Annotated in this window: 5 protein-coding genes; all 5 read left to right on the top strand. The window is 40.4% G+C overall.

Features of this window, described 5'->3' with window-relative positions:
- Positions 1-6 precede the first annotated feature (6 nt).
- A complete protein-coding gene (locus tag ED557_15850; protein RNC79296.1) occupies positions 7-2,385 on the top strand; it encodes an ABC transporter permease in 2,379 nt (792 codons plus the stop codon).
- 432 nt (positions 2,386-2,817) lie between these two features.
- The gene (locus tag ED557_15845) at positions 2,818-5,199 is read left to right on the top strand and encodes an FtsX-like permease family protein (GenBank protein ID RNC79295.1); all 2,382 of its coding nucleotides are present in this window, start codon (positions 2,818-2,820) and stop codon (positions 5,197-5,199) included.
- Between the two features lie 67 nt (positions 5,200-5,266).
- Positions 5,267-7,618, top strand: coding sequence for an FtsX-like permease family protein (locus ED557_15840; GenBank protein ID RNC79294.1), 2,352 nt, complete (start codon positions 5,267-5,269; stop codon positions 7,616-7,618).
- Positions 7,619-8,133: 515 nt separating this feature from the next.
- The gene (locus tag ED557_15835) at positions 8,134-10,593 is read left to right on the top strand and encodes an FtsX-like permease family protein (protein ID RNC79293.1); all 2,460 of its coding nucleotides are present in this window, start codon (positions 8,134-8,136) and stop codon (positions 10,591-10,593) included.
- A 14-nt stretch (positions 10,594-10,607) separates the two neighbouring features.
- Complete coding sequence (locus tag ED557_15830; GenBank protein RNC79292.1) at positions 10,608-13,022, top strand: ABC transporter permease; 2,415 nt, start codon at positions 10,608-10,610, stop codon at positions 13,020-13,022.
- The last annotated feature ends 4 nt before the right edge of the window (positions 13,023-13,026 follow it).

Genomic DNA, 13,026 nt, shown 5'->3' with positions numbered 1-13,026 from the left:
GCTGATATGTTCTCTAATTATTTGAAGATTGCCTGGAGAAACTTCCTCCGAAATAAATCTTACTCTGTAATAAATATTTTAGGCCTCTCTTTGGGTTTAGCCTGCCTGGTGCTCATATCCCTATTTGTAACTGAGGAATTGAGTTATGACAAATTCCATGAGGATAGCGAACAGATCCACTATTTGGGTTTAGAAAGCCGATATGGGGAATCATCTAACAAAGGGTTGAGTACTCCAAGGCCCTTAGGTGCTTCAATGGAACAAGAGATTCCTGAAGTAAAACAGCATGTGACTACTCTTTGGCCTGGAAATGGTCAGATCAGTATTGATGGAGAAGAGTTTTTCGGAGATACGCGGATTTTAATGAGCTCTGAGCAGTTTTTTGAAATCTTTTCATTCCCCTTAAAAACAGGAGATCCAAAAACTGTACTGGCTGACCCAAATTCAGTAGTGATCGCTCAAAGCATAGCAGAAAAATACTTTCCTAATGAAAACCCGATCGGAAAAACGATTTATGTAAAATATTACGGAGATAATGAATTAGTGATTTCAGGAGTTGCTAAAGATATAGGAGAAAATTCCTACGTCCGGTTTGATGTAGTTGCGTCTATAAAAGGCAATAATTCATATATAAATCTGGAAGAAGCCTGGGGCGCAAGCATGTTTAACACCTATGTTAAACTTTACCCTGATACCGATTGGGATCAGGTACAGCCTAAACTTGAGGAAGTGACTTCTAAGTACCTTGGAGAAGAATCAAATTCCAGTTTCTTTTCGATTCCGTTAACCGATCTGTATTTCTCTGAGTTTGTATCCAGTACCGGGTTCAAAGGGGATATGAAATATATCTATATCTTTTCCGCTATAGGTATTTTCATATTGCTCTTGGCCTCCATCAACTATATGAACCTTGCTACATCCAGAGCCACCATGCGTTCTTTAGAAGTTGGGGTAAGAAAAGTAGTAGGTGCTGAGAAAAAGCAACTCATAATGCAATTCCTCAGCGAAGCTATCATTGTTACAGTAGTTTCGTTTTTATTTAGCCTTCTACTCGTTGAGTTTGCACTGCCGTATTTCAATTCGCTGCTAGATCACAATCTAGTATTGAACTTTTCTACCGACTGGCAGTTTATAGCAGCACTATTCTTAATCTCAATTTGCATCGGAATTGGTTCGGGTGCATATCCGGCCTTCTACTTATCTCGATTTAACCCATCTCGAGCTCTAAAAGGATCGGTTAAAAATCTTAATGCAAAGTTCTCATTCCGAAAGGCGCTGGTTGTTACTCAGTTTACCGTGTCTACCGTGCTGATAATAAGCACAATTGTAGCTTTTTCTCAGCTTCGCTTTTTGCTAAACAAAGACCTTGGTTTCAAAAGTGAACAGGTTATGTTTATCAATGCCTATCAAATCTCCGATCAAATTGATGTGTTCAAGGAAAATATACTTCAGCATTCTGCTGTCATTAACGCATCAGCTGCTACCGATTTACCCGGGCGTATAAGCCTATCCATGGGCATGAGCTTTGATCCATCTCAACCTGATCTTAACCTTCAGACTTCGGTAATTCGGGCAGATGAGGATTATGATGAGGTACTTGGTTTAACTATGAAAGCTGGACGCTTTTTCGATGAGAATTACCCTTCGGATTTAGAAAAAGCACGAGTAATTAATGAAGCTATGGTTACTGCCTTAGGGTGGGCTGGTCCTGAAGAAGCTATTGGTAAGGTCTTTGTAGATAGCAGTGAAGTGATTGGGGTAGTTTCAGATTTTAATTTCAAATCACTGCATTCCGAAATAGGCTCTCTCCTACTCCAAATGGGAGATCACGACTCCAGGTATCAAAACTACAGCCAGATTGCAATCAAGTTTAATGCTGAAGAGGTACAACCACTTATTGCCTATTTGCAAGAGGAATGGGCAAAACTGAGTCCAGCTTCTCCCCTAGATTATCGCTTTCTGGAAGATCGTTTTGCCGAGTTATATGAAACAGACAGAAAGCTTAGCTATGCGTTCATGACCTTTGCGGGAATTGCCATATTTATTGCTTGTATGGGCTTGTTTGGGTTAGTCACCTATTCTACCCAGCGCAGAACCAAGGAAATTGGTATCAGAAAAGTACTGGGAGCTTCACTAAAAGATTTACTCACATTATTATCTAGAGAGTATTTATTACTTGTCGGATTAGGTTTTGCGATATCAATACCAGTTGCCTGGTATGCAATGAATGAATGGCTTGCCGAATTTGCCTACCGAATAGAAATTGGAGTGGGCATATTTTTGTTAGCGGGTTTTGCTTCTATATCCATCGCCTTGATAACCGTCGTTTTCAATTCTACCAAAGCTGCCTTAGCAAATCCTGTGGATAGCTTGAAAACAGAGTAAGTAATTTATTAGCCATAGAAACACAGAATTAGTGGTTCTGTGTTTCTATGGCTAATCTCTACCCACCCCCTTTCCCCTCCCTAGAGGGGAACTCTTTGATCTACATTTGATTCAAAACAACAATAATATCTTCGAATACAGTACTGTGGAAGAAAACCTCCCCTCCATTGGAGGGGATTGAGGGGTGGGTTAAACTAATTTTGGACTCTAATCATGACTCTTACCAGCCACGAAGACTCCATCGCACAAAGTTGGTGGTGGTGCTATGTTTTTGTGGCTAATCTTCATTTACCGTCCGATATCGAACACCCCCTGTATAATATCGAACATATAATCCCTTAAAACCTTCTGTTTTAGGGGATTTAGACTCTTATTCCAAGTTTGGTACAGTTATTGGCATTGTATCCTTAGACAATACTAAACGGATTAGCCATGCTTAAAAACTACATCAAAATCGCGTTCAGAAACATCTCTAAGCAAAAGGGATATGCTTTCATCAATACAGTTGGTTTAGCTATTGGAATGGGTATCTGCCTCTTCCTTTTTTTGCTCATGCAATATGCATTCACTTACGATCGCTACCATGAGAATTCGGATCGCATCTATAGAGTTGCAGATAAAATCACTCAACAGAATGGCAGTATTCTTGATGTTGCGATTTCAGCAAGCCCATGGGGTCAGGCAATGGTCGATGACTTTCCGGAAGTGGAAGATGCCGTTCGCTTTATGGGGCGTGGTGCTGCCATACAGTATGAAAATAAAATTCTCCGACAGGGTATTACCTATGTTGATGAAGGAATCTTTGATGTGTTTTCTTATGACTTTAAATATGGGAACCCGGAAGGAGCGTTAGCCAATCCATCCAGTATTGTACTTACCGAACAAATGTCCGTTCGGTATTTCGGGGAGGAAAACCCAATAGGCAGAACACTACTTCTCGATAAAGAGCCATTCGAAGTTACCGGGGTACTTCAGAAATTGAACCCAAGGTCTAGTTTTATGTTTAATTCCCTGGTTCCCTTCTCTTCAGTAACAGAAGAAGACTATGCTTCTCTAAACGATTGGCGATCTCATAATCTTTATACTTATTTGTTACTCCAGGAAGGCACAGATATAGCCGCACTAGAAGCAAAATTTCCTGCTTTTGTAAATCGTCATATTGGAGAAGAATTTGTACAGCGCTACGACATTCATCTACAACCTCTAACCGACCTCTTTTTGCACTCTAACCTGTATGCCGAACATGGCGACAGCCTTGAAATTGCTTACATCTATATTTTCATGGCTTTGGGTTTACTCATCTTGATAATAGCCTGTATTAACTTTGTAAACTTATCAACCGCTCAAGGATTAAAGAGATCCAAAGAAGTGGGCGTTCGAAAAGTGATGGGAGCATTTAAAGGCCAATTGGTATTCCAATTCCTGGCCGAAGCAGTGATTCTTTCAATTTTTGGTGTTCTAATTAGTCTGGTACTTGTAGAGGTGGCCCTTCCATGGTTTAATGATATCGCCGAATGGAGTGTAGAAGCTACATACCTGTCTAACCCACTTTATTTAATCGCTATCTTTTTAGTGGTAGTACTTGTGGGGGTATTGGCCGGGGGATATCCTGCATTCGTGCTTTCAGCGTTTAAACCAGCTGCCGTATTGAAAGGGGAAAAGACGGGAACCGGAGGGAAATCCTTCCTTAGAACAGCACTTGTAGTTACACAATTTACGGTCGCTATTTTTATGATCGTTAGTACACTGGCCGTTGATAGACAATTATCCTATCTAAAAAATAAGGACCTCGGATTCGACAAGAATAATATACTTGTAGTTGGTGTTCCTGATGCTTTGTCTGAAAACGGTCATAATCTTGTACGTGAAGAGCTGTTCAAAATACCCGGTGTTTCCAATGTATCTTTTAGTTCAAATACTCCAGGTAACGAATCCGGAAATAGAGTTCAGTTTTATCCCGAGGGTACATTTTCAGAAGATGGCACTCTGGTAAACACCTATTCTATTGATGAATATTTTATTTCTCAATTCAACCTCGAATTACTCCAGGGTCGAGATTTCAGTTCAGACATAGAAAGCGGATCAAGCAATTCCCTGATTATTAATGAAGCAGCGGCTTCAAGATTTGGATGGGATGATCCGGTAGGTAAGACAATAACCCGCAGAATAGATGGCGAAGAGATTCTATATACCGTGGTAGGTGTAGTCAAAGATTTCAATTATGAAACCCTACACTCAAGAATTGCCCCCCTGATTATTCGCTATGATCCGGAAAGCTTTTTTGATATTACGGTAAAGGTGAGCAGCGCCGATTTTGATGGGGTAGCTACTCAAATCTCGGATGCTTTGAAAGCATTCAACAGTGGAGTTCCGGTATGGTATTACTACCTGGAAGAGGATATTGCTACCGATTATACCACTGAGGAAGTAATTGGAGAGATGCTTCGCTACTTCGCATACCTCACCATATTTATTGCCTGCTTAGGACTACTAGGTTTGGTTTCATTTTCTGTAATTAACAGAAGAAAGGAAATCGGTATTCGGAAAGTATTGGGTGCTTCTGTAGCAAGTATAGTGCAGTCTATATCTTTTGACTTTTTAAAGCTTGTAGTAATCGGCTTTTTAATTGGCGCGCCCCTTGCCTACTTCCTGATTCAACAATGGCTGAATAGTTTTGCCTTTAGCACCACTCCCGGAATAGTTGTTTTCGCCGGTTCCGGTATTGCGATTATCGGAGTAGCCCTGTTAACTATTGGTTACCAGGCCATTAAAGCTGCTTTAGCTAATCCCGTAGATAGCTTGAAAAGCGAATAAATGAAATTTTAATGTAACTCTACAGAACGCTTTAAGTGTTACGAAAAGAGGTTTACAAGGATATCATATGCTAAAAAATTATTTGAAAACTGCGCTTCGGGGATTTAGGCGCCAAAAAAGTTCCTTCTTTATCAATGTGGCTGGTCTTTCCATTGGCTTAGCCTGTAGCTTCCTCATTTTTTTATGGGTAATGGATGAGCTGAGTGTAGATAAATATCATGCTGATTCAGATCGCATCTACCAGATAATGGAACACCAAAACTATTCAGATGACATCTCCACTACCCTTTCTACACCGGGTATCGTAGCTCGAAACATAAAAGAAGAATTTCCTGAGTTTGAATATGCTTCCAATTATACATGGAGTATAGATTACTTATTTACGAAGGATAATCAATCGTTTAGAGAGCAAGGCATTTATGTAGAAAATGACTTCTTTCAAATTCTTAGCATAGATCTGATTTATGGTAACCGTGAGGAACTTCTTGTTAATCCGAATACAGTTGTTATATCTGAGGATATGGCAAAAAAATATTTCGGAGAAAGAAACCCGGTTGGAGAGGGAATAACCCTGGATAATGACCAGGAGTTAACCATTACCGGGGTATTCGCAAATATGCCTAGTAACTCTACGTTCCAATTTGATTGCCTGCTCAGATATGATGATTGGTTACTGGAAAGTGAATGGGCAACAGAATGGGGTAATAATGGTCCCCGTGCGATTTCAAAATTAATTCCCGGAACGGATGTAGCCGCACTTAATGAGAAGATTGAAGGGTATGTAAAAACCAAGAATGAAGGATCACATGTTGATCTCTTCGTGTACCCATTCACGGAAAGATATCTCTTCAGCCAGTTTGAGAATAAAGTAGTTGTAGGTGGAAGAATAGAATATGTGAGACTATTTACCATTGTAGCCATCTTTATTTTACTAATCGCCTGTATCAACTTTATGAACCTAAGCACTGCAAAAGCTGCTAAACGTTCAAAAGAAGTTGGCATAAGAAAGTCTATTGGAGCAGGTAAAGGATCATTGATAGGACAGTTCATTGGTGAGTCTATGATCATCAGTTTCTTCTCCCTGTTTGTTTCCCTTCTAATGGTAGAAATATCCCTTCCTATTTTTAACGATCTGACCGACAAGGCAATTTCTGTTGATTATTCAAACCCAGCCCTGCTTGCCATTTTTATAGGTACTGTTCTGATCACCGGATTGGTTTCTGGTAGTTATCCTGCTTTTTACCTTTCATCAATGGAGGCCGTTAAAACTCTCAAAGGATCTCTTAAATCCTCAGGTAAAGAGGCGTTTGCACGGAAGGGTTTGGTTGTTTTCCAATTCAGTCTTTCAATTATTCTCATCGTTTCCACCATTATTGTTTATCGCCAGATTCAGTTTACGCTCAATCAAAACCTGGGATATACCAAAGAGAATCTTATTTACTTTACTACAGAGGACGAGGTTGGCGAACAGTGGGATACATTCCGTGAACAGATTGAGAATATTCCGGGGGTTATAAGTACTTCCAGATCCACGCACTCCTTCTTGTATCAACATAATAATACAATGGGTTTAGACTGGCCGGATAAAGATCCCGAAACTCGCATCTTATTTGAAAATATTGGAATGGACTACGGACTCATTAATACCATGGATATTGAGATTATTGAAGGACGTAGCTTTTCTGATGATTATGGAGCAGATTCTTCGAAAATTATTTTCAATGAGACAGGTATAGCAGCAATGGGACTTGAGGATCCTATAGGAAAAGTAATCACCTTATGGGATGAAGAAAGAGAAATCATTGGAGTAGCTAAGGATTTCCATTTTCAAAGTTTTCGCACTGAAGTTAATCCCGTTTTCTTCCGCCTTACCCCCGATTTTGGATGGAGAGCTTTTGTCCGTCTTGAATCTGCCAATATCACAAATACGATTGCTCAAATTGAGGAAACTTATACATCCTTCAATCCTACGTATCCATTCAATTACCATTTTATGGATGACCAGTACGCCACCTTATATCAAAGCGAAATGCGCATTGGAGCACTTGCACGTTATTTCTCCATTATAGCCATCTTTATTTCCTGCTTAGGTTTATTTGGCCTCTCTGCATTTACGGCTGAGCAACGGGCAAAAGAAATTGGTGTTCGGAAAGTTCTTGGAGCAACGGTACATAGTCTGGTACTCCTTCTATCAGGCGACTTTACCAAGTTGGTATTAGTCTCCATTGCTATTTCCACCCCAGTTTCCTGGTATTTAATGAATCAGTGGCTATCGGACTATGCCTATAGTTCCGGAATTGAATGGTGGGCTTTCGGAGCAGCTGGGATTTCAGCACTCATTATAGCATGGATTACAGTGAGCTGGCAGTCCATAAAAGCAGCTATAGCTAACCCGGTTAAGAGTTTAAAGAGCGAGTAAGCAGTTTTTGCGAGCCATAAAAACTCTAAAACACAAAGTTATTGGTTCGGTGGTTTTGTGGATAGACCTTCACCCACCCCTTAATCCACTCCATGGGAGGGAAATATTAGGTTTTATTTAAACCTACAAAGACATACCCCTTATCTACACAAGATACTTTTAAGACGGAGCAGGTAGCGCTTTTTACCAGCCACAAAGACACTAACACACAAAAATCAGTGGTCCTGTATTTTTTGTGGCTAGACCTTTACCCACCCCTGTCCCCTCCCAAGAGGGGAACTCTTATAGTTAGATAAGATTCTTAAACAAAGAGCTTCCCCTCCATCGGAGGGGATTGAGGGGTGGGTCATTAAGAGCGACACTTACGTCACTGTTCGTTAGCGTACACTGCCTGTATCATAACGGACATATTTTTGATCTAAATCGTCGTTTTTAAGTGTTATTTAACTATTTCTATAGTTTGGTACGGTTGTTGGCATAAGGCATTATAAGTACACTTTTAACACGGAGTCCAAATGTTTAAAAATTATTTGAAAATCGCCTTCAGGAATCTCTTCAAATACAAAAGCTATTCAGCGATAAATATTTTTGGACTCTCGGTTGGGGTAGCTTGTTGCTTGCTTATCCTTTTGTATCTGGTAAATGAATTCAGTTATGATAGATTCCATACTGATTCCGACAGAATTTATCGCTCCTGGGTACTTGAAAGCTATGATGATGGCGGAGAATATTGGAGTACAACAAGTCCTCTTCGCTTTAAAGAACTCTTCGAGGACAATATTCCCGAAGCTGAACTTGTAGCCAGGCGCTATATCTACAATGATCTGGTTCGTATCGAAAACCAGGAGGAAGGATTTTCAGAACCTGTGCAGCTGGTAGATCCTGAGTTTTTTGAAATGTTTGATTTTGAGCTGATTGAAGGCTCCTCGTCTTCAGTATTTGCGCAACCCACCAATGTGGTGCTTACCCCTTCTTCAGCAAAGAGGTTTTTTGGAGAAGAAAATCCCATGAACAAAACGTTGTTAGTTAAAATGGGAGATGAGTTTCAACCTTTCACTGTTTCAGGAATCATTGAAGAAGCGCCATCTAATTCCAGTTTACGCTTTGAGTTGCTTATCCCAATGGAGAACGCTTCTAAATTGTTTAGCCCTGGGGCTTTTGATGCCTGGTACTCTGTCATCCCTGAAACCTATGTTCAGTTTACCCAGAATGCTGATATCAGTCAGGTTGAGCAATCTCTTATCACAACAGCAAAGCGCTTAATGGGTGAAGAAGAGTGGAATCGAAGCCAATATACAATCGGTTTACAATCAATTACCGATATCCGTCATAATCCGGATATTCCGGCTGGAATAGCCACAGTTATCGACCCGGACTATCTTTACATTTTATCCGGTATAGCTTTTCTCGTCTTACTTATTGCTTGTGTTAATTTCATTACCCTGTCGATCAGTAGATCTACCTCAAGAGCAAAAGAAGTTGGAATAAGAAAAACGATTGGAGCCGAAAGAACCCACCTAATGTACCAATTTTGGGGAGAGGCTATTTTAATGACTCTCTTTTCTATAGTAGTCGGATTAATCGCTTCCGAATTAATGCTCCCCTATTTCAATGAACTAGCAGGTACACAACTCGATATTTCCACAAGCCTGGATACGATACTTCTGGTTTTGGGACTTACTGCATTCATTAGTTTAATAGCTGGAATATACCCCGCGCTTATTCTTTCCGGTTTTAAACCCATTGAAGTACTGAAAGGAAAAATCCAGGTGAAAAAAGACAAAAGCTGGTTCAGAACCGGTATGGTTGTTTTTCAGTTTTCCCTCAGCATATTTCTAATTGCTGCTACTTTTACTATTACGGATCAACTTGATTACTTACAATCGAGAGACTTGGGTTTCCAGAAGGAGCACCTCTTAGTATTGCAGGTTGATGACAATCCCAATCAGGAAACAGGCTTCATGGGGCTCATGGAAAGAACCTCCCAAAAAGAAGACCGCCTTCGATCACAGATAAATTCTATTCCGGGAATCCTTGATATATCTTCTTCCTTATTCACCCCTGCTGATAATGTGTGGATGAACGTGGACTACCGAGATAGCGAGGGTACAATCTATGATTTCAATGTAAATATCGTTGATGCCGACTATCCGGAGTTAATGGGATTAGAATTTGTAGAAGGTCGTTCTTTTTCAGATCAAATGAGCTCTGATGAACAGCAGGCGATAATTGTTAATGAAGCGTTCGTAAAATTACATGGTTGGGATGATGCGCTAAATGGACAGTTTGCCAGCCCGGATTTTAGCGCTCATGAAATTGTAGGAGTTGTTAAAGACTTCAACTATGCATCACTGCGAAATGAAATTGAACCATTAGCTTTGGTAATTAACCCCGCCATTATTTTCTCTGGTGTAGATAATGTAGGTCTTGGAGGTACGTCCCCTAATATTAACCTGAGAATTTCCAGCGCGGATGTTCCACGGACAATAGCTGCACTTGAGACAAGTTGGGAATCTGTTTCTGGCGGTGAACCTTTCAATTATATCTTTTTGGATCAAGCGGTAGACAGCCGCTATCGACAGGAAGAGAGGTTAAGTAAAATTGCCACTTTTGGAGCTGGATTTGCCATCCTTATTGCCTGCCTCGGATTATTTGGCCTTGCCTCGCTAACCGTTGTGAGGCGAACAAAAGAGATAGGAGTTCGAAAGGTGCTGGGCGCCTCTTCCAGTCGGATTATCTATCTCATAAATAGAGAGTTCACCATGCTAATGCTTGCCGCTATGATAGTATCAACTCCTATTATTTGGTATGGGATGAGTAGCTGGTTATCTGAATTTGCATACAGGATCAATATTAATATCTGGACTATGTTTTTAGCCGGAGGTATTACGCTCATTATAGCATGGCTCACAGTAGGTTATCAATCATTCAAAGCTGCCACCATCAATCCGGTAGAAAGTCTAAAAAATGAATAGACAGGAGTACAACGATGTTTAAAAACTATTTGAAAATCGCCTGGAGAAATCTACTCCGAAATAAATCGTATGCCTTTCTAAATATATTCGGATTAGCAGTGGGCCTAACCTGCTTCATTTTAATTACCATCTATGTTTCCCATGAATGGTCGTATGATAAATTCCACACGAACTATGATAATCTGTACCGCGTTACCGAATCAATGGTTGTGGATGATGGTACAGAAACCTATGCTAGTACGTACGCTGCCCTTGCTCCATCTCTGGATTTCTATTTCGAAGAAATTGATGCAATAACCCACATTTACCCTAACTCAGGATTGATAGTAGGTCCTGATAATCAAAAGTACCAGGAAGATGGGATTATGATCGTCGATAGTGCATTCTTCGATATGTTCTCCTTTACTCTTTTGCGTGGTAATTCAACAGAAGTGCTAAACAAACCTGCTAGCATGGTCATCACTCCAATTATAGCTGCAAAGTTTTTTGGGGAAAGTGATCCAATCGGCAGAACGTTGAGTTTTAAAGATGCAAGAAATACCATCGATTTTGAAATCACCGGTGTTGTAGAAGCTCCTCCTTCAAACTCTCACATACAGTTTAACTATCTCATATCTTACGAAAGCCTGCAAACCATGAGACCATGGGAGTATAATTCGCAGTACTACCCTCCAATGTATACTTATGCTTTGGTTAGTAGTTCTGAGAAAGTAGAAAGTATTGAAGCTCGATTAGATGAATTTACCCGGGCTTATTATGGAAATGAGCTTGGAGAAGAAAACAGCTTTGGTTTTCAGCCTTTTGGAGATATCCATTTAAAATCAACGATTCAGAATGAATTATCCACCGGGTTTGATATCACTTACCTCTATTTATTTGGAGCAGTATCTATTTTTATTCTGATCATAGCATGTATCAACTTTATGAATCTGGCTACAGCCCGTTCTCTTAGACGAGCAAGAGAAGTTGGAATGCGTAAAACTCTGGGAGCTGTTCGCCCCCAGTTAATCGGACAGTTTTTAAGTGAGGCCGTAATTATGGCTGCACTTGGTTTGTTTTTCTCAGTGCTGCTAGTGGAAGCACTCTTGCCTTATTTCAATGCTATTTCGGGGAAATCCCTATCCCTGGATTTGTTCTCAAATATTGAGTCTATATTGCTTTTATTTGGTCTGGTGGTTGTGGTAGGAATCTTCTCCGGAAGTTACCCGGCCTTCTTCCTTTCTTCATTTAGCCCGATTAAAAGCCTAAAAGGAAATACAGAAAAACAAGGTGGTTCAGGAAAAGTATTACGGCGCGGATTAGTCGTTTTCCAGTTCTTCATTTCTACTGCCCTGATTTTCTCAACCATTATAATCACCAAGCAGCTCGATTTCCTTCAGAATTCAAGACTTGGTTTCGATAAGGAACAAGTAATGTTGCTCCATTTGCGAGAAACCCAAAATCAGTTTGACGCTAATTCGCTGAAAACTGAGCTACTTACCATCCCTGGAGTACAACAAGCTTCTGCTACATCCGGAGCACCAGGTATAGGGGCAGGGATTCATGGATTTACCGCAATACCTGAGAGTAATGAAGCTGATTCTGGCATTGTTCAAACCCTTACTGTCGACTTTGATTATGTAGAAACACTAGGTTTGGAGATTCTACAGGGAAGAGCTTTCTCTGAAGAGTTTGGGACCGATGAAACTTCAGCGTTTATAATAAATGAACAAGCTGCAGAATTTTTTGGATGGGACGATCCTTTGAACGAGGAACTCACCCTAAATTATTGGTTGTCGGAACGTGTCCCAAAAACAGGAAATGTGATCGGAGTTGTAAGCAACTTCCAGTATAACTCATTACGTCAATCCATTGACCCAGTAGTTATTCATGTATTGCCTAGCACTTATTATCACGACTATCTGGCTGTAAAACTAGCTACAAACAATATCCAGGATACAATTGCAGAAATTGAGGAGAAATGGGCAGTCTTTAATCCTGAACGCCCAATGGAATATGCTTTTCTTGATGATACCTTTGAAGCCTTGTACCGATCGGAAAGTAGGTTGAGCAAAATATTTAGATCATTTGCTGTACTGGCTGTGGTAATTGCCTGTTTAGGGTTATTTGGACTTGCTTCTTATAGCACTGAACAGAAAGTAAAAGAGATTGGGATACGGAAAGTTCTTGGAGCCAGGATCGCAACTATTGTTACCCTGCTAGGAAAGGAAATCACCATTTTGATTGCTGTCTCGCTTCTTGTCTCATTGCCTGTTGCGTATCTCCTGACCAACTCGTGGCTTAACAATTTTACCGAGAGGATTGACATATCCATTGGATTGTTCCTTTTGAGCTCCCTTTTTGTGCTCATACTAGCCTGGGTAACAATAAGCTATCAGACGGTAAAAGCTGCTTTGCGAAATCCTGTGGAGAGCCTTAGAAGTGAGTGATGAC

It is taken from the genome of Balneola sp. (assembly GCA_003712055.1).
Taxonomy (GTDB): domain Bacteria; phylum Bacteroidota; class Rhodothermia; order Balneolales; family Balneolaceae; genus RHLJ01.
Note: the sequence above shows the minus strand (reverse complement) of the source record. Positions and strands in the feature narration are given on the sequence as shown.